Source organism: Fredinandcohnia onubensis, assembly GCF_002734285.1.
Classification (GTDB): domain Bacteria; phylum Bacillota; class Bacilli; order Bacillales; family Bacillaceae_L; genus Ferdinandcohnia; species Ferdinandcohnia onubensis_A.
The window spans coordinates 431,806-453,714 of record NZ_NSEA01000003.1; the positions used below are offsets into that span (position 1 = coordinate 431,806).

Sequence of the window (21,909 nt, forward strand, 5' to 3'; positions counted from 1 at the left end):
TGTTGAAATATGTTACCTGCAAGAGAAAAAAATATAATAAAAGTTCAAAAAGGAGTGAATTATTTGAGTGAAATTGAACAACTAGGCGACCAATTGATCGAGGATGCTTGGTCAATGAATGTATCAGACATTCATTTTGTTCCGAAAATCAATGATGCCGTGGTCCAATACCGTCTCGACAGTGATTTGTTCAATAAGCAAACCATTCCAAAGGATGTTTGCGAACGGTTAATTTCCCATTATAAATTCCTTGCTGGAATGGATATTGGAGAAAGGAGAAGACCACAGAACGGTGCAATTACTATAAATCTAAAAGGCATAACCATTAACCTTCGATTGTCTACACTGCCCACACCTTACAACGAAAGTCTAGTCATACGTATCCTACCTGAAACACCAACCTATTCTCTTGCAAATCTATCGCTTTTTCCGACTATGACAACTAAACTTCTTTCATTACTGAAGCATTCACACGGGTTAATTATTTTTACTGGACCAACAGGATCAGGCAAAACAACCACCCTCTATTCCTTACTACACGCAACGAAGAAGCTTTTTAACCGAAATATCATTACATTAGAAGATCCCATTGAAAAACAAAGTGAAGATGTTCTACAGGTTCAGGTGAATGAAAAAGCCGGAATCACATATGCACATGGCTTGAAGGCTATTTTGCGACATGATCCCGATATTATCATGGTGGGCGAAATAAGGGATTCAGAAACGGCAAAAATTGCTGTGCGAGCAGCATTGACAGGTCATTTGGTCTTAACAACGATGCATACTAGAGATACAAAAGGTGCTATTTATCGGCTGTTAGAATTTGATGTGTCCTTGCAGGAAATCGAGCAAACGTTAATAGCAATCGCAGCACAAAGGCTTGTTGATCTTAAATGTCCATATTGTGAAGGTAAATGTTCCCCTCAATGTAAAAAGTACCGAAAAGTAAGACGAGTGGGGGTGTACGAGCTTTTGAATGGACATGCCCTGACTGAAGTAATGAAGGAAGCGAGGGGTGACAAAGCTGAATACCGCTATGAAAAATTAAGGGACGTCATTAAGAAAGGTATTGCCCTTGGATATTTATATCCCGATGCGTTAGAAAGATGGGTTGTCAATGATACCAAGGAAAAGAAATAAGAATTGGACCTTAAAGGAACAATCATTATATTTGAGTAGAATCGGTGATTTACTTGATCAAGGCTATTCCTTTGAACAAGCCTCACAATTCCTTTTGTTCCAGTTGCCGAAGAAGCACAGCAGGGACATCGAAGTAATCATTGAAAGCTGTATACAAGGTGAATCCTTATATACTGCCTTTAGTAAGGTGGGATTTCATAAGGATATACTTGGTTACTTGTACTTTGCCGAGCAGCATGGCGATATTTCATTTGCCCTCCGTGAAGGAAGTACAATGTTACAGAAAAAGATTACCCATTTTGAAAAAGGAAAAAAACTAATACGCTATCCTCTAGCTTTATTATTGTTTGTTGGATTCATGTTTACCATGATTGAAAAAATCCTTTTACCGCAATTTGAAAGCTTATTTACCTCAATGAGTTATGAACAGACGTTGATTTCTAAACTTTTATTAGGTCTCCCTGAGCTAAACCGATATTTACTCCTCATTGTCGGTTTACTAATGATCATTGGCCTCACGTACTATTTTCTTCATTTTCAAAAACTTACCCCAGTTGAAAAAATGAAGCTACTCTTAAAGATTCCCATTTTTAAAAAAGTAACGATCATGTTTAATTCCCATTTCTTTTCTGTGCAACTTAGTAACTTATTAAAAGGTGGATTATCGATTTTTCAAGCGTTAACCATGTTTGAACAGCAGTTTCACTCGCCTTTCTTTCGAGAGGAAGCAAGGGAAATGAAACAGCTTCTACGAGCGGGTAATCGTTTCGAGGACATTTTGAGAGTGCGAGAATATTACGAGGACGATTTAGCGATGGTTATTTTACATGGCCAATCTAACGGAAATTTAGCCAGCGAACTCCAGCATTATAGCCAATATGTAATGGAAAAAGCCGAGGAAAAAGTAACAAGATTATTAGCAATCGTCCAACCAATCCTATTTGCGACCATCGGAATTATCATCATGTTGATGTATGCCGCCATCATGGTTCCAATGTTTCAACTTTTAAATGGAATATAGAGAGGAAGATGTAGATGAAATTGAAAAATCAAAAGGGGTTTACCCTTGTGGAAATGTTAATTGTGTTATTAGTCGTATCGATTTTGCTTTTGATAACCGTGCCCAATGTGACGAAGCATAATTCAGTTATTAAAGATAAAGGGTGCGATGCACTTGTGAAAATGGTTGAGGCGCAGGTGCAGGCGTATGAGTTGGAAAATGACAAGACCCCAACAGAACAAGATTTAACGGATGATAAATATCTTAAAGATGGCATCCCAGCTTGTCCAAATGGTGACACCATTACAATTGATGGAAACGGAAAAGTTGCACAAGTTGAAAATACAGCCTCTACGCAACCATAAAGGCTTTACTTTAATCGAAGCCTTAGTTGTGCTATCAATTGTGATTGTTATTTCCTCGATAAGTCTTCTGCAGCTTAGACCATTACATGACTCCAAAAAGATAGATCATTTTCTGGAACAGCTGCAAAATGATATTTTTTACAGCCAACAATACGCAATCAGCCATAATGAATCAACAAGGCTTTATTTCAGTGTAAGCGGGTCATATTATGAGCTTAGCAGTGCGAAATCGAATGATGTGGTATTTGTTCGAAAGATTGACCCGGCGATTCGCATCGTTATTACCACACTTGGGTCGAGATTGGTTTTTACAAGTAATGGGAATATTCAGCGGTCGGGGGAGATCTGGTTTTTGTATAGGGATACCAAATATACTGTAACGTTCTTGTTGGGAAAGGGTAGGTTTTATGTTAGTAAGGAATAAGCGAGGTTTTACCTTAGTAGAGATGCTCATTACAGTCTCGATTTGGCTTCTGCTTTGTGCAACACTCCTTCCCCAACTATTGCTTATCATGACAGAACGAAAAAACACCGAAATCTATAATATGGGGAGACAATTATTATCAGAGGAGCTTAATAAGGAGTACAACGGTGATGAATCAAATCTAGATAGGGTAATAAAAAACGGGGTTACCTATCTGTTTTCTAAAACATTTAATGAGGAGCTTCAAAAATGGGAGCTTTGTATAACATGGGAGGACAAGCTTTCAAAAACGTACGAAAGATGTGGATATCTAAATGGTGAGTAATGACAAAGGCTTTACTTTGGTTGAGATGTTAGTAACTTTTTCAATTCTACTAGTGATTCTTTCATTTATATCACCATTCCTTAGTGTAGTGTTCCGAGACAATAGTGAACAGTTCAATAAACTTGAATGGCAAATTTTAATTCAACAAATGAAAATGGAAGTACGTGAAGCAAGTGAAATTACCGTATCAAAAAATAGTTCAGTGTTCTTTAAAAATGCGACAGGTGAGTTAGTGAGTTTCGAAAAGTACAATGACAAAATAAGAAGAAGGGTAAACGGAAAAGGGCATGAGGTATTACTTCAGCAAATAACGGGTGTAACATTTGAGTCTAAAACAAATGGTTTTTTAATTTCAGTTGTAACCGTTGATGGGAAAACGTATCAAGCCGTTATTTCGGCATTTACAACAGTGGAGGTTAAGGATGCATGAAAAATGAACAAGGTTTTATCCTCCCTGTTACAATTGCGATTTCTTTTTTATTTTTTCTTGTGTTCACGTTTCAAGTAAATGCGTATATGACAGAAAAAGGTTTTTCAAAGGAAACAGAGGAGATATTTATATTGGAGAACCTAATGCAACTAGGCGTTGGAGAAATACAAGCTAAATTAAAGGAAGATGTAGAAAGCTCAGAAGCAACTGGTTCCCTCAACTTTCCAACGGGTACAATATCATATACTGTTATGCCATTAACGACAACAACATCACAAATTACCATCTCATGCACGACAAAAGAACAACGCAAATATAGTGCACGCTTTATATATGATTATGAGAAAAAAGCGATAGGTTCTTGGATTGAATTACGTTAAGACAAACATGGATGTTTTTGTTATAATTTAGAAAAATCGAGTGGACACATACGAGGCCGCATTTTTAGGAGAGTAGAGAAATGAAAGCCGTTTATTTAACAGGATTTATGGGAGCAGGAAAAACAACGATCGGACAAAAACTTGGACAAGTCTTACACTTGCCGGTGATTGATACGGATCAATTTATTGAAGAAAAGATAGGAAAAAGAATTGCGGATATATTTTCAGAAGAGGGTGAGCAAACCTTTCGAAACTATGAACGCTCATTCCTAAAAGAAATACCAACAAATGATATGGTGATAACAACCGGTGGTGGAATTGTCATTCAAGAGGAAAATCGTCAGTGGATGATGGAAAATGGTCACGTTATTTTCTTATATTGTGATATAGAGCAAATCTTTGAACGTGTTCAAATTGACCCATCTCGACCATTGTTTGATTCAGAGAAGAAGGACAATACAAGTAAACTTTATAGTGAGCGAATGCCTTTTTACAATGAAGCACATTATAAAGTTGACACAACTGAAAAAAATCTAGACGAAGTTGTCGATGACATAGTGTCGTGGTTACATTTGCAAAAAGATGGAAATAATAATATCAGTTAAGGCCTTCGGCGGATGCCACAGATTTTCAAAGGAAGTTTCGAGCAAGTTCGAAAAATCTGGGCACAAACACGCCAAGGCGCATTTGATTAGAGGCAGGTGTTATTATGTCTACAAACGATTATGTAAAGTTTGTAACCCAACAGATTGTCAAGACTTTAGACCAGCCAAAAGAAGTACGTAAGGCTACAAAAAAGCAGCGTAAGGAAGAACAACCACCATTAACAAATCGGTGGTTTGGAATTATGCCACTTGCGGTGTCCCTAATGTTCAAAAAGAACAAAAAAGAAGAGAGCTGACAGTCATGCTGTCGGCTCTCATTTTTGATTAATACCAGAAACCGCCGCCATATGGGTAGTAAGGTGGTCGATAATATGGATATCCGTATCCTCCATAACCACCATAGAAATACGGATTGAGAAGGGTGCTTCCAACAAGTCCTCCAACTAATCCACCAACTAAAGGTGCTCCCCAAAAAAACCGGCCAGGTCTGCCATATCCAAAGCCATATGGTCTTCTATATGCTCCCATCAAATTACCTCCTGTTTTTGATTTCCCACTACGGGTACGGGTTATTTCTTTTTACCGTGATTGGGCTAGAATTGCTCCTTATTCTTGCCTCACTTACATGGATATGTAACCATAGCCTAAAAGTAGTGGGCGTTTGTCTACATTTTGAAAATTATTTCGTAAACCCAGAATTCATGGATTATCGTTTCTATTCACAAGAATTTGTTAGTATGATAGAGTAATAGGTACTTAAGAAGTAGGAGTGACAGGTTAAATGACTACAAAAAATGAAAAAATTGTTGATCAATTGAATCGACCTCTACGTGATTTGCGCATTTCTGTCACAGATCAATGCAATTTCCGTTGTTCGTATTGTATGCCTAAAGAAATCTTTGGGGATGATTATCAATTCTTGAAACAAGGAGAATTATTATCCTATTCTGAAATAGAAACGTTGACAAGAAGCTTTGTCAAACTTGGTGTGCAAAAGATTCGGTTAACAGGTGGAGAACCGTTAGTTCGAAAAAATGTCCATGAGCTCGTTGAGCGTTTAACTCATATAGAAGGTATTGAAGATATTGCCCTCACGACAAACGGCATATTCTTGCCGAAATATGCAAAGCAATTGAAAGAAGCGGGGCTACAGCGTGTAAACGTTAGCCTAGATGCAATGGATAACGATATTTTTAAAGGGATGAATGGTCGTTCCGTAGGAGTGAAGCCCGTATTAGCGGGGATTGAAGCAGCACAGGAAGCTGGACTTCATGTGAAAATGAATATGGTTGTCCGTAAAGGAAAAAATGATTCGCAGATACTGCCAATGGCACGATATTTTAAAGACAAAGGAATCACGCTTCGTTTCATTGAATTTATGGATGTTGGAACGACAAACGGTTGGAATTTTGATCAAGTCGTTTCGAAAAAGGCAATCCACGACTTAATCCATAGTGAAATGCCATTGGAACCTGTCGATGCCGATTATTATGGGGAAGTAGCGAAGAGATATCGTTATGTAGGTACAGGTGTGGAAATTGGTTTCATTTCATCTGTTACAGAATCCTTCTGCTCAAGCTGTACCCGAGCCCGAATTTCCGCAGATGGAAAGCTGTATACATGCCTATTTGCAACGGCGGGCCATGATTTAAGATCATTAATACGTTCAGATGTATCTGAAAATGAGATTGATGAAACCCTTAAGTCGATTTGGCAAGTAAGACGTGATCGATACTCAGATGAACGAACCGAGGAAACTGCGAAGAAACGTAAGAAAATTGAAATGTCCTATATAGGTGGATAAATGGAAAAGAGGTGCTTCATGTCGCACCTCTTTTTGTAATAATCATGCTGTAGATCTCTCGGTTCTACCTGTCCTAACTAACCAGCGGTGTAGAGGTATCTCAACTAATGTAATGACAAGGGCTGTTAAGATTGCCCCCCAAAGGGTAACCCTGGCACCATCGTAAAACAAGGATAGAAAGTATACTACAAGGGCTGCAGTAACAAAATCGGCAATATCTGTCATCACCGTTGAATCTCTTCTAAGCATCGCTCTTTCCATTAAATAACCAAGAATGGCTAACAGTACGCCAATACCGATTGGCTGATACCATGCAACTAAATCAACACTATCAAAAATGCCAGAACAAATGGCTACGATTAAAGGTAATAAAATTAACTTCATAATAAAGTTAGTCATAGCATTCACACCTCCTTTACCCCATATTTTTCTCATAATAGTTGGATTATATGTAAAAGCACTATCGGTCTGTTTCTACAACGGTAATATTTTTAACTCGTTCAGTCTCTGGTTCAAACGTGATATTCACCAAAACACCGAATTCACGATTTTCCTGCTTCAGCCAAAGTTTGAAACGTTCAACATACATTCCATTCTTCTTATGTCTTCCAACATGCAAATAATCAACAATTTGAGCGGAAGGATAACGTTTCTGTGTCTCCTCCATCGCAAGCTTTCCCCATTTTGCATATTCTGGGACTGGCTTTTTTTGCTCAGCAGAAATAGCTGCCGATTCATTGTTGATAAAAACTGTTGGGGTTAATAACAAACAGAAACAACAGCCAATCAATATTTTACGCAACACACACAGCACCTCACTTTTACTTTAGGAATTCCCCGCGGTAGGAAAATTTATGCAGTTAAATGGGAAGGTATGGTATTATGAGAAAAAAGGGGGAGTGCTAATGGGCAGGCTAATTAAAATATCGATTGGATTTCTTATTTTACTTGCTCTGATTGGCTGTAGTAATGAAAACAATTCTGCAATGAAAGCAGATGCTGTGTTGACTCCGGTCAAACAAAATGAAAAAAATACGCAAATAATTAGTTCACTCGGTTTTGATACACTTTTAATGTACGACCTTAATATAAAAAACGAAGATATAAAAATGATTCATGTTTGGGTTGAGCATTATAAAAATGGTGAAAAACAAGAAGATATCGCACGTGGGGCGACCGCCACAAACGAAGACATGACTTTGGCTGCTGCCAAAATGAATTTTAACTTGGATGACAATGCTACATATGCCCGGTGGACATTATCGATGACAGACGGCACTGGTTCTTCCACGATGCAATCACCAGTTCTGGAAGTCGATACATCGATTGGCACTGCTCAAACTCAGCTCGTTGATAAAATAAATATTGAATCAGAAAAGCCACAAGCACTTGCGTTAATCGTTAAGGATGGCTCAAACGGTATAAGAGTTGGCATTGATGAAGATGTTATTGAAGACACAGTTAAAGAAAACGATGAAGTGTATATTGTAAGAGTAATGATTAGCAAAACAGAGGATTACGAATAAAAAGCGATCTAAATTGATCGCTTTTTTTGTGGGCTCCGTTATGCATGATTTGATACTTCTACGCGCATATTAACTTTATGTGAAAAGTTAGCAGGTAGGAGGAAAATCATGCGGAAACGAATTTTTATTTTTGCGATTTTGCTACTTAGTTCATTATTACTTGTCAGTTGTAAAGGAGACGACAAGGCAAAAGAACAAGAGAAAAAAGAAGATCCAAAAGCAACAAAAATTCAACAAGCCGACGAACAAATCATGAATCTCGGCTCATTAGGCTTTACAACGGAAGACCTCGTTAAAAATTGGAACGAAGCTCAAACAGAAATGAAAGATTCCGACAAAATTGAAAAATTGAATGTTAGAAATGGTGAATTCAAACACGATGTCAACAACGGAATGATTCTTGAAGGAATCGTAAATGAAGCAACCAATGAGGTCGTTCGTTTATCAATCGTGAAAAAAGACGTGGAATCAGATAATCTGAGCACAACCTTAGATAAATATGAGGACACAATTGCTGCATTCTTCTTATTGGTAGCTGTAACAAACACAGAAGAGGCAGTGAAAGAAGCCGACATTGGAAAAGTCACATATAAATTGGGACTCCTTCGGGACAAAGATAAAAAAATCAACGGAACTGCAACACTCAACAATATCACTTATAAAGCTCAAGAAAATGAAAGAGGACTAGTGTTATCAGCGGTTGAGAAGAGGGATTAATTAGGAAAAGCGACCCTGGAGGGTCGCTTTTTTTAACTAATTGTTTGTCTAGTATGGAAAAATGCCTCTACTTCTTCAAGTGTAATCCCAAGATTTTTTGCTTCTACCAACAACTTGACCCATTCCTGGTCCAGCGTTTCTTGAACTGAAGTAAGTATCATTTCTTCCCCCCACTATGATTCGTAGAAATATCATTCAACTCTTCTTGCCCATTCTGCCAGTTGCGAAACTGGATGAACTGTTGAAACTCTCGAAAGTCCTCTTTACTTAACCCATCGTCAATTGCTTGTTGTAAAAGTTTCGTCCATTCCCCATCAAGTTCATCTTGATTGTCCTGGTCTTCACCTAACAAATATTCAATACTTGTATCTAGTGTAGTAGCAATCTTCGATAAGAATTGTAGAGAAGGATTCTTCTGTACATCTCGTTCAATATAGCTTAAATACGATTTCGATACACCTGCACGCTTTGCCAGCTCTGTAATGGAAAGCTTCCTTTGTTTTCGCAAATCCTTAATCCTAGATCCTATCATCTTCTTTCTCCTTAATTATAAAAGTCTTTCTGTACGTTCATTATAAGAAACATTCTGTTCTTTATAAAATTACAAAATAGTAAGGAAAAAGGAGGTATTTCGAGAAAACGAACGATAAATGTTCTTTATTGAGAAAAAATGGCTTATTTTGAGATTTTTCAAAATTAGTGCTAATGGATTATACTCAGACTATCAAATTCGCTACTGAGAACAATAACGAACTAAAATACAGAATCTAAAAGGAAGTTGATGAATATGAAAAACAAATATTCCAACTTCGTTCTTAATAAAATACACAAGATGATACGTTCACTGAAAAGAACGAATGAGGAGGGTGGATCATTGAGGCGTACAAGATTGAGGAAATTTGGTAAGCGAGGAAGAAAACTTGCTCTGTTAGCTCAGATTGCTGCGATATGGTATTTGTCTTTTGTAATGGTGGCTTACCTGACATCTGATACCGGTGCTTATTTTAATGATGTTGAGACAATATCCGAAACGATTATCGCTGCACCAGACTTTTGTGCAAAAGAAAAGGGACCAAAAAGTGATTACCAAAAAAAGTTTTGTAATGATAATGCAGGTGGAGGAAACGGTTGTGATCCGGCAGATGATTGTGATGAAGAAGATTGGGATCCGGATAACCCTGGGCAAAATCCAATAAGTTGTGATGATCATACAAGTGCCCCTTGTTCAGAAGCAAAGACTGTCACAAAGATAAATGCGACACCAACCAGTAATTCTATCAAGTTAACCTGGGCAAATCCAACGGGTAATAATTTTGGATCAATAAATATTTATCGGGGTGATGATACGGTTCCGATTGGAGCGAACATTACTAACGGTGAATTTGTTGACACGGGTTTAGAGCCTAATTCAAAATATGTTTACAAATTAAGAACTGTTCATAAAAACAGTAAAACGGAAAAGACTGAACAGGTTATTGAAGTAACAACAATTTCTGTTGAAACAGAAGAAACAACGGAAAAAACAAAAGAGGATTCAGCAGTAGATCCAACAGAAAACACCTCTGAAGATGAAGAAATTAAAACTGATAAAGAACCACCCGCAGAAGTTTCTGGACTAAGCATAGGTGGAAATGGAGCAAATTTAACCCTAGCCTGGACTAACCCATCAGATTCAGATTTTGCATTTGTAAGGGTCTATATTGATGAGAAGTTAATGTTTGATAAATTAACCGTTGAAACAGTTGATTATAAAAATAATGGAAATGAAAAAATTACTATTAAGATTACTACAATGGATACATTCGGGAATGAATCAACGGGTGAATCATTAACAGTTAATTAATCTAAAAACAATTATTGGTGGTGTAAACATGTCAAAAAAAATTTTAAAAATTACTAGTAGTTTAATAACATGGCTTCTATTCTTACTATTAATAATGATGATTTTTATAGTAATTTCTTCGAAAGCATCCGGTGGGGAACCTAATTTTCTAGGATATCAGTTAAAAACAGTCCTATCAGGATCCATGGAACCAACCTTTAAAACTGGATCCATTATTGCTGTAAAACCAGCAGAAAACCCAACAGATTTGAAAAAAGATGATGTTATTACCTTTATGGAAACAAATGATGCTTTGGTTACCCACAGAATTATTGAGGTAGTGAAGAATGGTGAACAGGTACTATACAAAACTAAGGGTGATAATAACGCTGACCCTGACTCTAGTCCAGTAGTATCACAAAATGTAGTAGGTGTTTATACAGGAGTTACAGTCCCATACGTTGGTTATTTTATAGATTATGCTAAATCAAAGAATGGAACTGCGTTACTGTTGATTCTACCAGGAGTATTACTCCTATGTTACTCAGGATTTACAATCTTTAGAGCCTTAAAAGAACTTGAAAAACCAAAAGTAGTAGAAAAAATTCAAAAAACAGTTTAATTTGGTTGTCCACCTTATCTAGAATAAGGGTTCAATATATAAAAAATTACATACCTCAAAAAGAGGGAAAATTAGGAGGAGAAGTAATGAGTATTAAAAAGAAATTAGGTTTAGGAATGGCATCAGCAGCATTAGGTTTATCATTAGTTGGGGGAGGAACGTTTGCTTACTTTACTGATGAGGCAACTATTCATAATGCTTTCCAATCAGGAACTTTGGACATTGATGTAAAGGCATTGTATGGTGACCTTGGTAATAAATGGCCGATCAACTTTGATTTAAATAATATCAGACCTGGAGATAAATTTGAAAGAACATTTAAATTTGATAATACTGGGTCCCTTGCAATTGAAGATGTGTTTATGGATGTAACTGCTACAGTTACTGATGAACTTGGAACTAAAGGGGATACTAATGATTTCTTAAGATCATTAAAGGTATATTACTTTGTAGATAAAGTCGGTGATCCGGATGAAAAGGCTATATCCTTACTGGATGGTGGCGCTGTCAGCTTATATGACGTAATTAATGGTAACCCTGCTGATTATTTCAAAGAACAATTTGTTAAAGAAGGAAGATTAACATTGACTCCTGGAGGAATAGGAGTGGATGAAACTCCAGATAGAAGATACCGTATTGCAATCGAATTTGAAGATAATGGTCAAAATCAGAACAAACTACAAGGTATGAAGGCATTAGTGGACTTTAACCTAGAAGCAAGACAGGAAATTGGTTCCAAGAAGCAAGAAATGGGCGGACCAAATGGCTATATCGAAGGTAATAAAGAATATAAAGGTAAACTAGACAAAGTAAGTAATAGCAATCTTGTCAATCCACAAGTTACGGATGAGGATGCTTGGAACGACTAATTTTAAATAAATAGTAATTTTTATAAAAAGGGTGGGGTACCCACCCTTTTTATAGAATTCCCTTAAAAACTAAATTTTTTTAAAGGGGTATGTCAGTGAAAATTAAAGAAATGATCATTAAGAACTTTTTGTTTTGTATTGTACTATTATTAATATTTTCTTTTTCAAATATAAATATCGCAGAAGCCACGGAAACAAAAGAAATAAACTTGTTAACCACACCGGAAAAGATTTTATTTGATATAAGTAATTTAAGACCTGGAGATGTTATCGAAAGAAAAATATTTTTAACAAATAGTGGGAAGGAAGATTTAGAGTATCTATTTTCCAATAAATTTACAGGTGGCTCCGAAGAGTTTTATAATGAGCTTTTAATTAAAGTTTCGGATTCAAAAGAAACATTGTTTGAAGGACAAATAAAAGATTTTGATAAATTGAAAGCTAGAAAACTTCAAAATGGGCATTCAGAAGAACTATTTTTTAATGTTAAGATTCCTAGTGAATTGGGAAATGAATTTCAAGGTTTAACTAGTAAATTTCAGTTTAAATTCTATGTGGAAGGTACTCTAGGTGGCACACTTCCGGTAGACAACAAACTTCCAACCACAGGTTCTGATATGTTCAACCTTTTAGCAACAGGTGCAGCTTTAATTTTAGTGGGTTTTATCTTATTTGCTTATTTGAAAAGAAGAAAAATAGATACGAAACGCACGTAATTTGACCTTGATTGGATAAAAAGATGAAAATCAAGGTCTACTTTGTGCACCTAATGTTCATTATTAAGAACAAAAAAATCCATTATACAAACATTCAAGCGAGGTTCACTATGAAACACTTATTCATTTTTCTAGCAGCCCTAAATCTATTAGATGCATTTATCACTCATTTTGGTATTCTAGGCGGCCATATATCGGAAGCTAATCCGTTAATGTACACCATATACGAAATCCATCCGCACTTATTTTTACTTATTAAAGCAATGCTTTCTTTATGTTTGATTTCACTTTATTTTATCATTCTTTTTCCAGTTAACCGATTAATTCGTTCTTTATCCTATGTAGCCACAGCTTTATACGCATATGTTTTTATCCTCCATGGCTATTGGATTACTCAAATTTTCTAAATGGGAGGAGTACTTATGTATACAAAAACCTGTCCAAGATGTTATCGACCATCTTTTAGCAGCAGTAAGCTTGGTGAATGGAATTGCCCAATTTGTAACCATAATCTCACAACATTTCGTGCCAGCGATGCTGGTGAAGCATACCCTTCATCTATACAGAAAAAATACCCAATTCTCCAACAATCTGAATCCCACAGTAATTCAACATTCGATACATACATATAAAAATAAAAAATGCTTCAGGCAACCGATGTGCCGAAGCATTTTCTATTTATTATCCATTTTCCACTTATTAAATTCTAAGAATGATCGAAATTCCTCTTTGGAAACTCCTGATTTCATTGCCTCGCGAACAAGTCTAGTCCATTCTGAATCAAGTTCTACACTTTCAGGTTCTGTTTGTTCATGGAGTAATTCGTTGACCGTTACTCCTAATACTGTAGATATCTTTTCAAGAAATTGGATAGAAGGGTTTGATTGGAGATTCCGTTCGATAGAGCTCAAGTATGATTTGGCAACTCCTGCGCGATCTGCTAGTTCAGATAGAGATAATTGTTTTTGCAAACGAAATGTTTTAATACGTTGACCAATCATTCTTTCTCACCTTCCTTCATATACCTATTATAGCATATAACGAAGAAAATGTTTTATAATAAGAACACAAAAAACTGAAAAATAAAAGAACAACCCGTTGTCACCGAGTTCCCTAGCATCCTTATGTTTCCAATCCGTAGCTTCAATATTATTATTTGTATAGATAAGGTCCGTTATGCTGGTTTACTTTGGAGGAAAGCTTGAATATCCTGGACGCTCATTCCCATCTCCACTGCTTCTAAAATAAGGTCGATCCAATCTTGATCCAATTGCTCATCTTTGTTTTGTACTTCATTTACCATTTCGTTTCCTCCCAAAATACAATTAGTATTCCAGGCAGTCCAGCCGTCTTAATTGTTACGTCCAATCTTAGACCTGTGACTTTGCGTCCCTATTTTTCAATAGGTTTGCCTTTATCTGTTCGAACCTAAGCCGTCTACCTAAAACGATAGTCCCTTATGTATAGAACCTTTGTATTACATTTAGAAGTATAAAACATGAAATTCAAACTTTCTGTAAAAATATGTCGATGTCAAAATATTTATAAAAGACAAATAATAGTTCGTCCGTCCAATCGAACTTTGGCTGTTTCTTACTATTTGTGTAGAATAAACTCGAAAGATAGGGATTTAGACCTACGAAATGTAAACTTGGTGGAGGGGGAAGTTAATACATAGTGGTATTTAAACACGTTTTTTTGTAAAATTACCATAAAAATGTAAGGTATTTGTCGAACGATTTTCTATAAAATACCCTCACAAAAATATAAACCTACCCTCGGAGGTGAGGATAGGCCAATTTTACATCGTGTTTTGACAAAGATAAAACAACCCACCATTGATTATTTCGACAAGAACTTTCGGTTCGTATTGCTCTTTGAGTGCTTCTTTTTCAATTTCGTAGCTTTCTGGTTTTTCGTCGATTCCCTCATAAAAGGAATCTAACAAAGCTAAATCTTCGTCCCAGCGTCTTCTTGCTTCATCTGCCCAAGAGTGGTCCTGGGTTTCAACATACCCTCTCACATATTGCTGGAGACGGTTAATGCCACTTTGTGGTTTAACAAGAGGTGACATTGTATAGGTGTGATCAGGTATTTTCGGAGTAAGAGGCAACTTTTCAACCTTTTCTTGAAAATCTTCAACAATGATTCCATTAATAAGCTGCAATCCAAGTGACATCAACACATCGCGCTTGCGGTCACTTTTATATGATACTTTTATATTCAACCCGAGCCAAGGATAAAGAGGGGTGTTCCCTTGTGCACCGGGTGGTGATTGTTGATACAAGCGTATATAGCTTGCGAGCTTTTTTGTTGATTCAAAGATTTGATGTAAACGGGGGGCACCAAAATGGATAAAGTCCCCCTTGACATTATCAGGTGTTTGGTCCCGATCCGTAATTAATGTAAGTTTCATCGGATTCGGTTCTCCGCCAGTTTTTTCAACATATGTCCAATAAAAGGGGCGGTTCATAAGTTGCTTATCTAAATCAATCGTTAGTTGTACGGTCATATACCCGGGATGACGTTCAAGAATTTCACAATGGTTCGAAACAAAATAATTCTCGAGAAAGTTAACTATTTCCTGTTGCTGCACGCTGCTCACCACCATTTTGTTCTTCAAAGCTTATGATAGAAGTTAAATTTTCCATCTTAATTTTCATTTCACCCTCACTGCGCGAACGAAGCATGATGTCCTGAATATGGTCTTCAATGTTTCCAAGATCCAATCTTGTTAAGATATCATCCAATTGTCCAATGACACGTTCAAACAGATTAATTTTTTCATATAATAGCTTTAAAATATGCTCTTCGACCGTATTCTTTGTTGCGAAATTATAAATATGAACATCCTTTTCCTGACCTAGGCGGTGAATACGGCCAATCCGTTGCTCAAGCCTCATTGGATTCCAAGGGAGGTCATAATTGATTATATGGTTACAGAATTGTAGGTTAATTCCTTCACCACCAGCTTCTGTTGCAATCAACACCTGGAACTTTCCTTTAAACAACTCTCTCATCCAATCCTTTTTCCCGCGTTTAAATCCACCTCTAAAAGGAACAGATGAAATTCCATTTTGTTGCAGGAACCATTGTAAATACACTTGGGTTGCACGGTATTCGGTGAAAATGATGACTTTATCATCGATTTGCTTGATTAATTCAACCGCTTTTTCAGCCTTAGAATTTTGGGTAACCAGTTCAACCTTTTTCATCAGACCCATTACCATATCCTCAGGAACCGCACTACTTCCGTCTTCGTTCTTTTTCTCAAGCATTTTTTTTAACGTAAAGTAGACAGCCTCTCGACTACTACAAGCCTCTCTTTGTAAGGTTAAGATCGAGAACATACTGGATGCAAAGCCTGAAAAGCTAGACCGATAGGCCGAAATCGCATTATATAGTTCCTGTTCCGTCTCAGAAAATTCGATTGGCACTGTTTCTACCTTGCGTTTTGTCCATTCAATACCCGTATCATCACGGCGATTTCGAATCATTACCTTATTCACTAATTCTTTCAAATGCTCATGGTCTTCGATCGAACGACTTTTCTTTCCGAACGATTCCTCAAAATTCTCCTGATTCCCTAAGTGCCCAGGTTTCAGTAATGACACCAGATTAAAAATTTCATCGATACGGTTTTGAATCGGAGTAGCCGTTAATAGTAAACAAAACTTCTTTTTCAGGTTTTGAACAAATTCATAGTTTTTGGTTTTGTTGTTTTTGAGCTTGTGAGCCTCATCGATAATGATTAAATCATAATCCTGTTCATACACAATTTCACGATGTGGACTTCTTTTTGCTGTATCAATTGACGAAACAATGACATCATATTGCTCCCACATATAGCTCTTTTTTTGCTGAACCGCTGGAATATAAAACTTTTGATTTAATTCCGAAGCCCATTGTGACACAAGGGATGCCGGCACAAGGATCAATACCTTCTTCACCAGTCCACGAATCATGTATTCTTTCAAAATGAGGCCAGCCTCTATCGTTTTTCCAAGCCCAACTTCATCAGCTAAAATGGCTTTTCCGTTCATTTTTTCTACCACTTGCTTTGCAACTTCAAGTTGATGTGGTAGTGGTGTTAACTGTGGTAAATGCTTAGGAGCCTGAAGTCCTTCGAATTCAGGTATCGACTGGTGTTTTTCTACTTCATATGCAAGTTTATATAACTCCCAGTTCGCCCAAGGACCGTCATCGTCAATTCGTTGCAGAAAGTCACCTTGCCACGACTGATCAAATTCAAAATCGACATTCATAAAATACAGTCCTTTCTTAGTTGAGATATATAATATAGAAGAAAGTAAGGTTTTTCTTAAAATCCGAACGTTTTTCCGAAAAAATAAATTAATGTTAAGAAAATAAGTTATTGCCCAAATCTCTAGATGATGGTAGGATGAAGGTAGTTCGAAAACGCTTCTCTACGCTATTCAGTAGGGGTTAGCAAATTAAATTAAATGATAAAATAAGAGCTTTTGGGCTTGGACATGATAAAATTTCCATAGTCGTTTCGTTAGTATTACCAAAAAAATGAAAAATATGAAGACCGCGAATGAGAACAAGGGGAGAGACTACATTTTTGTAGCGCCGAAGGAGCAAGCAAGCCGATTGTGAATCTCTCAGGCAAAAAGACTCTTGTTTGACGCAACTCTGGAGAGAGCCGATAATTTCAGGGCATTAAAAGCAAGAAGGTCGAGGAAGTGAAGTTTTGAGGACCGGAGCGTATTAAACAATACGTGAGGACCGGAAAAACGAACTGACGAAGAGATTCGCCGCTATAATGACCTGAATGGCCACCAAAGGGGCAAACCTTATTGACCATCAATTAGGTAAACTTTCAGGTGCAAGGACAGAGACTTCACAATGCTGTGGAGTTTATCTGTCCTTTTTTGCATTTTCAGAATCTTTTGGTTTTGGTGCGATAACCCAAGTAGCTTACTAAAACGATCAATGTTAAGGAGGAATTCGGTTGTCTGAATTAAAACGAACACCATTATTTGATGAATATCAAAAGCATGGCGCCAAAACAATTGATTTTGGTGGATGGGATCTTCCAGTCCAATTTTCTAGTATTAAAGAGGAACATGAAGCAGTTCGTACTAAAGCAGGTCTTTTTGATGTTTCACATATGGGTGAAATTGATGTGAAAGGAAAGGACAGCTTAGCTTTTCTCCAAAAAATGATGACAAATGATGTTTCACTATTAAAAGATGGCGCAACACAATATACAGCAATGTGCTATGAAAACGGTGGAACGGTTGATGACCTACTAATCTATAAAAAATCTGATGACCACTACTTACTTGTTGTAAATGCATCAAATACTGACAAAGATTTTGATTGGCTGAAACAGCATGTCTTTGGTGATGTGGAAGTCGTAAACATCTCGAATGAAATCGGACAAATAGCAATTCAAGGGCCGCTAGCAGAAGTAGTTTTACAAAAGATATCAAACACAGATTTAAGTGAAATCAAGTTTTTTAAATTCCAAGACGATGTCGAAATCGCTGGAAAGAAAACACTAGTTTCTAGAACAGGTTACACAGGAGAAGATGGTTTTGAAGTCTATTGCCAAGCTGAAGACACAGCTGACCTATGGAATTCCATTTTAGAAGCTGGAGAACCTGAAGGTGTTTTACCATGTGGACTAGGTGCACGTGATACATTACGATTTGAAGCAAATCTTGCCCTTTATGGACAAGAACTTTCAAAGGATATCACGCCAATCGAAGCAGGAATCGGATTTGCGGTTAAGCCGAATAAAGAGGCCGATTTTATTGGTAAAGAAGTGTTAAAACAGCAAAAAGCAGAAGGCGCTCCGCGTAAAATCGTAGGAATTGAAATGATTGACAAAGGAATTCCTCGTCATGGCTATGAAGTATATCTTGAAGATGAGCAAGTGGGTGAAGTTACAACTGGGACTCAATCGCCAACTCTTCAGAAAAATATCGGTTTAGTTCTTATTAAATCAGAGCATGCCGAACTAGGAAAAGAAGTCGAAGTTCAAGTTCGTAAAAAACGCCTTAAAGCAGTAATAGTTGCAACACCATTTTATAAGCGACCAAAAAAATAAATGGATAATTGGGAAAGGGGTACATCAATGAAACATCGTTATTTACCAATGACGGAACAAGATAAAAACGAAATGCTTCAGTCAATCGGCGTATCTACAGTCGATGAGCTTTTTAATGATATTCCAGAAAGTGTTCGATTTAAAGGCGAATACAACATTAAGAAGGCAAAATCAGAGTCAAGTTTAATGAAGGAACTCTTTGCACTTGCAGCAAAAAATGCTGATTTACGCCACAATGCTTCCTTCTTAGGTGCAGGTGTGTATGATCACTACATGCCAGTAATTGTGGATCATGTTCTTTCACGTTCAGAATTTTATACAGCTTATACACCATACCAGCCTGAGATTTCTCAAGGTGAGCTACAAGCGATTTTTGAATTCCAAACAATGATCTGTGAGCTAACTGGAATGGACGTAGCAAACTCTTCTATGTATGACGGTGGAACTTCACTCGCAGAAGCAGCGATGTTAGCTTCTGGTAGTACAAGAAATAAAAAGGTTTTGGTTTCACAGGGAGTACACCCAGAATCTAGATTAGTTCTTGAAACATATGCAAAGGGTCAATACATTGAGGTTGTTGAAGTCCCAACAAAGAACGGTGTTACTGACGTTGAAGCATTGAACGCTCTAATGGATAACGATGTAGCTTGTGTCATTGTTCAATATCCAAATTTCTTTGGTCAAATTGAACCATTAAAAGAAATTGAAGCAGTTGCTCATACAGGTAAAAGTATGTTCGTTGTTTCAAGCAACCCATTAGCACTTGGAGCATTAACACCTCCTGGAAAGCTTGGAGCTGATATCGTGGTTGGGGATGCACAGCCATTTGGTATCCCAGCTGCATTTGGTGGACCACACTGTGGATATTTTGCAGTAACATCAAAACTTATGCGTAAAGTACCTGGCCGTCTAGTTGGTCAAACAGTAGACGAACAAGGAAAACGCGGCTTTGTATTAACACTTCAAGCACGTGAACAACATATTCGTCGTGACAAAGCTACTTCAAATATTTGTTCGAACCAAGCTCTTAACGCATTAGCAGCATCGGTTGCGATGACAGCACTAGGCAAAAAAGGTGTAAAAGAGATTTCAACACAAAACATTCAAAAAGCCTATTATGCTAAACAACAATTTGCAGCGAATGGTTTTGAAATTGCATTTGAAGGGCCATTCTTCAATGAATTTGTTGTAAAAGTAGGTAAATCAGTTAAAGAAGCGAATGCTCGTTTATTAGAAAATGGAATTATCGGTGGATATGATTTAGGTCGTGACTACCCAGAGTTAGAGGGTCATATGTTAGTAGCAGTTACTGAGCTTCGTACAAAAGAAGAGATTGATACTTTTGTAAAAGAATTGGGGGATAGCCATGAATAAGCAAGATCAACCATTAATTTTTGAACTATCTAAGCCAGGCCGAATTGGTTATAGTTTGCCAGATTTAGACGTACCTGAAATCAACATTGATGAAGTTATCCCTAGTGACTATCTTCGAGTAGAGGAGCCAGAACTACCGGAAGTATCAGAATTAGATATCATGCGTCACTATACAGCATTGTCCAAGCGTAACCACGGGGTGGACTCAGGATTTTATCCATTAGGTTCATGTACAATGAAATACAATCCGAAAATAAATGAAAATGTAGCTCGCTACAATGGATTTGCTCACATCCATCCATTACAAGATGAAAGTACTGTCCAAGGTGCAATGGAATTAATGTATGACCTGCAAGAACACCTAAAAGAAATCACTGGAATGGATGAAGTTACCCTTCAACCAGCGGCAGGTGCACATGGTGAGTGGACTGGATTAATGATGATTCGTGCGTACCATGAAGCAAACAACGATTCAGCTCGTACAAAAGTAATTGTACCAGACTCTGCACACGGTACAAACCCTGCATCTGCAACAGTTGCAGGCTTTGAAACCATTACAGTAAAATCCAATGAAGATGGACTAGTTGATTTAGAGGATTTACGTCGTGTAGTTGGACCAGACACTGCGGCATTAATGTTAACAAACCCTAATACATTAGGTCTATTTGAAGAAAATATTCTTGAAATGACAGAAATCATTCACTCTGCCGGTGGTAAAGTATACTATGACGGCGCAAACCTAAATGCGGTATTAAGTAAGGCGCGCCCTGGAGATATGGGATTTGACGTGGTTCACTTAAACCTACACAAAACCTTTACAGGACCTCATGGCGGTGGGGGACCAGGTTCAGGCCCAGTTGGTGTGAAGGAAGATCTAATAGCTTACCTTCCAAAACCAGTACTCGTTAAAACAGAAGAAGGCTATCAATTTGATCACAACCGTCCACATTCAATTGGACGCGTAAAACCATACTATGGAAACTTCGGTATCAATGTTCGTGCATATACCTACATTCGTTCAATGGGGCCAGATGGACTTAAAGCTGTAACTGAAAATGCGGTTATCAATGCAAACTACATGATGCGTCGTCTAGAACCATATTTTGACCTACCATATGATAGACATTGTAAACATGAATTTGTCATTTCAGGTAGACGTCAAAAGAAATTGGGTGTTCGTACATTAGATATTGCAAAACGATTACTTGATTTTGGTTATCACCCACCAACTATCTACTTCCCATTAAATGTTGAGGAATGTATGATGATTGAACCAACGGAAACAGAATCTAAAGAAACACTAGATGACTTCATCGAAGCTATGATTCAAATTGCAAAAGAAGCAGAAGAGAATCCAGAAATCGTTCAAGAAGCACCGCATACAACAGTCGTAAGTCGACTTGATGAAACTTTAGCAGCTAGAAAACCAGTGTTACGATATCAAAAACAATAAGTATATATAGAAGAGACTCGTCCTAATTTGGATGAGTCTCTTCTTTTACCATAAATTACCGTGGTATAAACTATTGAAAAATATACGGAGGGCTGATAATATAAGTTAAGTCATCACGACAACGTGATTGATTGAGTCACAACTAATAAAGAAGAAAAAACTTCTTTAAAAAGTTGTTGACATGAAATGTTGTTAGATGATATATTGTTAAAGTCGCTTTTGAGCGGCGGTGAAAAAGTTCTTTGAAAACTGAACACA

General features: G+C 37.2%; 29 protein-coding genes, 1 pseudogene and 2 riboswitches. Of the genes and pseudogenes, 21 read left to right on the top strand and 9 right to left on the bottom strand.

Translation table 11 applies throughout. The features are described 5' to 3' along the window. Positions 1-63: 63 nt before the first annotated feature. The 9 genes from comGA (at position 64) to CKJ95_RS04970 (ending at position 4,965) form a co-directional block, all read left to right on the top strand. Complete coding sequence (comGA, locus tag CKJ95_RS04930; protein WP_099352322.1) at positions 64-1,140, top strand: competence type IV pilus ATPase ComGA; 1,077 nt, start codon at positions 64-66, stop codon at positions 1,138-1,140. Beyond that, positions 1,118-2,161 carry a competence type IV pilus assembly protein ComGB gene (gene comGB, locus CKJ95_RS04935; protein ID WP_099352279.1) on the top strand — a complete coding sequence of 348 codons (1,044 nt, stop codon included), beginning with the start codon at positions 1,118-1,120 and terminating at the stop codon, positions 2,159-2,161. Before comGA ends, comGB begins: the two co-directional genes overlap by 23 nt. Positions 2,162-2,175: 14 nt before the next feature. Beyond that, the gene (comGC, locus tag CKJ95_RS04940) at positions 2,176-2,505 is read left to right on the top strand and encodes a competence type IV pilus major pilin ComGC (protein WP_099352280.1); all 330 of its coding nucleotides are present in this window, start codon (positions 2,176-2,178) and stop codon (positions 2,503-2,505) included. After that, a complete protein-coding gene (gene comGD, locus CKJ95_RS24055; protein ID WP_373604832.1) occupies positions 2,453-2,929 on the top strand; it encodes a competence type IV pilus minor pilin ComGD in 477 nt (158 codons plus the stop codon). Before comGC ends, comGD begins: the two co-directional genes overlap by 53 nt. Beyond that, positions 2,913-3,254, top strand: coding sequence for a type II secretion system protein (locus CKJ95_RS04950; RefSeq protein ID WP_099352282.1), 342 nt, complete (start codon positions 2,913-2,915; stop codon positions 3,252-3,254). Before comGD ends, CKJ95_RS04950 begins: the two co-directional genes overlap by 17 nt. After that, positions 3,244-3,684 carry a competence type IV pilus minor pilin ComGF gene (comGF, locus tag CKJ95_RS04955; protein ID WP_099352323.1) on the top strand — a complete coding sequence of 147 codons (441 nt, stop codon included), beginning with the start codon at positions 3,244-3,246 and terminating at the stop codon, positions 3,682-3,684. Before CKJ95_RS04950 ends, comGF begins: the two co-directional genes overlap by 11 nt. Beyond that, a complete protein-coding gene (comGG, locus tag CKJ95_RS04960; protein WP_099352283.1) occupies positions 3,681-4,064 on the top strand; it encodes a competence type IV pilus minor pilin ComGG in 384 nt (127 codons plus the stop codon). The genes comGF and comGG overlap by 4 nt, the downstream gene beginning before the upstream one ends. 80 nt (positions 4,065-4,144) lie before the next feature. Then, entirely contained in the window at positions 4,145-4,669 is a 525-nt protein-coding gene (locus tag CKJ95_RS04965) for a shikimate kinase (protein ID WP_099352284.1), read from the top strand. A 104-nt stretch (positions 4,670-4,773) separates the two neighbouring features. Beyond that, positions 4,774-4,965, top strand: coding sequence for a YqzE family protein (locus CKJ95_RS04970; RefSeq protein WP_099352285.1), 192 nt, complete (start codon positions 4,774-4,776; stop codon positions 4,963-4,965). 28 nt (positions 4,966-4,993) lie between these two features. On the opposite strand, the pseudogene CKJ95_RS04975 reads toward CKJ95_RS04970, so the two are convergent. Further along, positions 4,994-5,188, bottom strand: a pseudogene (locus tag CKJ95_RS04975) (hypothetical protein); the annotation flags it as partial. Between the two features lie 262 nt (positions 5,189-5,450). Here CKJ95_RS04975 and moaA point away from each other — a divergent pair. Continuing rightward, positions 5,451-6,473, top strand: a complete 1,023-nt coding sequence (moaA, locus tag CKJ95_RS04980; RefSeq protein WP_099352287.1) for a GTP 3',8-cyclase MoaA — start codon at positions 5,451-5,453, stop codon at positions 6,471-6,473. 42 nt (positions 6,474-6,515) lie between these two features. On the opposite strand, the gene CKJ95_RS04985 is transcribed toward moaA, so the two are convergent. Together CKJ95_RS04985 and CKJ95_RS04990 are read right to left on the bottom strand one after the other, a co-directional pair. Further along, the gene (locus CKJ95_RS04985) at positions 6,516-6,872 is read right to left on the bottom strand and encodes a DUF2512 family protein (protein ID WP_180271409.1); all 357 of its coding nucleotides are present in this window, start codon (positions 6,870-6,872) and stop codon (positions 6,516-6,518) included. Between the two features lie 61 nt (positions 6,873-6,933). Further along, positions 6,934-7,278, bottom strand: coding sequence for a YqzG/YhdC family protein (locus CKJ95_RS04990; protein ID WP_373604830.1), 345 nt, complete (start codon positions 7,276-7,278; stop codon positions 6,934-6,936). 100 nt (positions 7,279-7,378) lie between these two features. Between CKJ95_RS04990 and CKJ95_RS04995 the strand changes: the two genes are divergently transcribed. Both CKJ95_RS04995 and CKJ95_RS05000 read left to right on the top strand, forming a co-directional pair. Beyond that, positions 7,379-7,999 (top strand): hypothetical protein, encoded by a 621-nt coding sequence (locus tag CKJ95_RS04995; RefSeq protein WP_099352289.1) that lies wholly within the window; start codon positions 7,379-7,381, stop codon positions 7,997-7,999. A 108-nt stretch (positions 8,000-8,107) separates the two neighbouring features. Beyond that, the gene (locus CKJ95_RS05000) at positions 8,108-8,716 is read left to right on the top strand and encodes a hypothetical protein (RefSeq protein ID WP_099352290.1); all 609 of its coding nucleotides are present in this window, start codon (positions 8,108-8,110) and stop codon (positions 8,714-8,716) included. Positions 8,717-8,748: 32 nt separating this feature from the next. On the opposite strand, the gene CKJ95_RS05005 is transcribed toward CKJ95_RS05000, so the two are convergent. Further along, complete coding sequence (locus CKJ95_RS05005) at positions 8,749-8,877, bottom strand: anti-repressor SinI family protein (RefSeq protein WP_099352291.1); 129 nt, start codon at positions 8,875-8,877, stop codon at positions 8,749-8,751. Continuing rightward, complete coding sequence (locus CKJ95_RS05010) at positions 8,874-9,248, bottom strand: helix-turn-helix domain-containing protein (RefSeq protein ID WP_099352292.1); 375 nt, start codon at positions 9,246-9,248, stop codon at positions 8,874-8,876. The genes CKJ95_RS05005 and CKJ95_RS05010 overlap by 4 nt, the downstream gene beginning before the upstream one ends. Positions 9,249-9,590: 342 nt before the next feature. Between CKJ95_RS05010 and CKJ95_RS05015 the strand changes: the two genes are divergently transcribed. From CKJ95_RS05015 to CKJ95_RS23185, 6 genes are all read left to right on the top strand, one after another. After that, positions 9,591-10,559 carry a fibronectin type III domain-containing protein gene (locus CKJ95_RS05015; protein WP_099352293.1) on the top strand — a complete coding sequence of 323 codons (969 nt, stop codon included), beginning with the start codon at positions 9,591-9,593 and terminating at the stop codon, positions 10,557-10,559. Between the two features lie 28 nt (positions 10,560-10,587). Then, complete coding sequence (sipW, locus tag CKJ95_RS05020) at positions 10,588-11,160, top strand: signal peptidase I SipW (RefSeq protein ID WP_099352294.1); 573 nt, start codon at positions 10,588-10,590, stop codon at positions 11,158-11,160. Between the two features lie 86 nt (positions 11,161-11,246). Next, positions 11,247-12,029 carry a TasA family protein gene (locus tag CKJ95_RS05025; RefSeq protein ID WP_099352295.1) on the top strand — a complete coding sequence of 261 codons (783 nt, stop codon included), beginning with the start codon at positions 11,247-11,249 and terminating at the stop codon, positions 12,027-12,029. Between the two features lie 95 nt (positions 12,030-12,124). Next, positions 12,125-12,745 carry an LPXTG cell wall anchor domain-containing protein gene (locus CKJ95_RS05030; protein WP_180271410.1) on the top strand — a complete coding sequence of 207 codons (621 nt, stop codon included), beginning with the start codon at positions 12,125-12,127 and terminating at the stop codon, positions 12,743-12,745. Between the two features lie 110 nt (positions 12,746-12,855). Beyond that, positions 12,856-13,152 carry a DUF5658 family protein gene (locus CKJ95_RS05035; protein ID WP_142353922.1) on the top strand — a complete coding sequence of 99 codons (297 nt, stop codon included), beginning with the start codon at positions 12,856-12,858 and terminating at the stop codon, positions 13,150-13,152. Positions 13,153-13,167: 15 nt separating this feature from the next. After that, a complete protein-coding gene (locus CKJ95_RS23185) occupies positions 13,168-13,377 on the top strand; it encodes a hypothetical protein (protein ID WP_142353923.1) in 210 nt (69 codons plus the stop codon). Positions 13,378-13,419: 42 nt separating this feature from the next. Here the strand turns inward: CKJ95_RS23185 and CKJ95_RS05040 are convergent, their stop codons facing one another. From CKJ95_RS05040 to CKJ95_RS05055, 4 genes are all read right to left on the bottom strand, one after another. Then, a complete protein-coding gene (locus CKJ95_RS05040; RefSeq protein ID WP_099352298.1) occupies positions 13,420-13,746 on the bottom strand; it encodes a helix-turn-helix domain-containing protein in 327 nt (108 codons plus the stop codon). A 173-nt stretch (positions 13,747-13,919) separates the two neighbouring features. After that, complete coding sequence (locus tag CKJ95_RS05045) at positions 13,920-14,048, bottom strand: anti-repressor SinI family protein (protein ID WP_099352325.1); 129 nt, start codon at positions 14,046-14,048, stop codon at positions 13,920-13,922. A gap of 30 nt (positions 14,049-14,078) precedes the next feature. Beyond that, a riboswitch (cyclic di-GMP riboswitch) is annotated at positions 14,079-14,168 on the bottom strand. A gap of 378 nt (positions 14,169-14,546) precedes the next feature. Beyond that, positions 14,547-15,341 carry a YqhG family protein gene (locus CKJ95_RS05050; protein ID WP_099352299.1) on the bottom strand — a complete coding sequence of 265 codons (795 nt, stop codon included), beginning with the start codon at positions 15,339-15,341 and terminating at the stop codon, positions 14,547-14,549. Continuing rightward, positions 15,319-17,010: a DEAD/DEAH box helicase gene (locus tag CKJ95_RS05055; protein WP_099352300.1), complete on the bottom strand. Its 1,692-nt coding sequence runs from the start codon at positions 17,008-17,010 to the stop codon at positions 15,319-15,321. Before CKJ95_RS05055 ends, CKJ95_RS05050 begins: the two co-directional genes overlap by 23 nt. A gap of 293 nt (positions 17,011-17,303) precedes the next feature. Next, positions 17,304-17,396: riboswitch (glycine riboswitch) on the top strand. 324 nt (positions 17,397-17,720) lie between these two features. Between CKJ95_RS05055 and gcvT the strand changes: the two genes are divergently transcribed. From gcvT to gcvPB, 3 genes are read left to right on the top strand one after another with little or no spacing between them, the layout of a single operon-like run. Further along, on the top strand, positions 17,721-18,824 hold the full coding sequence (gcvT, locus tag CKJ95_RS05060) for a glycine cleavage system aminomethyltransferase GcvT (RefSeq protein WP_099352301.1): 1,104 nt from the start codon (positions 17,721-17,723) through the stop codon (positions 18,822-18,824). Positions 18,825-18,851: 27 nt separating this feature from the next. Then, the gene (gcvPA, locus tag CKJ95_RS05065; protein ID WP_099352302.1) at positions 18,852-20,198 is read left to right on the top strand and encodes an aminomethyl-transferring glycine dehydrogenase subunit GcvPA; all 1,347 of its coding nucleotides are present in this window, start codon (positions 18,852-18,854) and stop codon (positions 20,196-20,198) included. Further along, positions 20,191-21,651: an aminomethyl-transferring glycine dehydrogenase subunit GcvPB gene (gene gcvPB / locus CKJ95_RS05070; RefSeq protein WP_099352303.1), complete on the top strand. Its 1,461-nt coding sequence runs from the start codon at positions 20,191-20,193 to the stop codon at positions 21,649-21,651. The genes gcvPA and gcvPB overlap by 8 nt, the downstream gene beginning before the upstream one ends. The last annotated feature ends 258 nt before the right edge of the window (positions 21,652-21,909 follow it).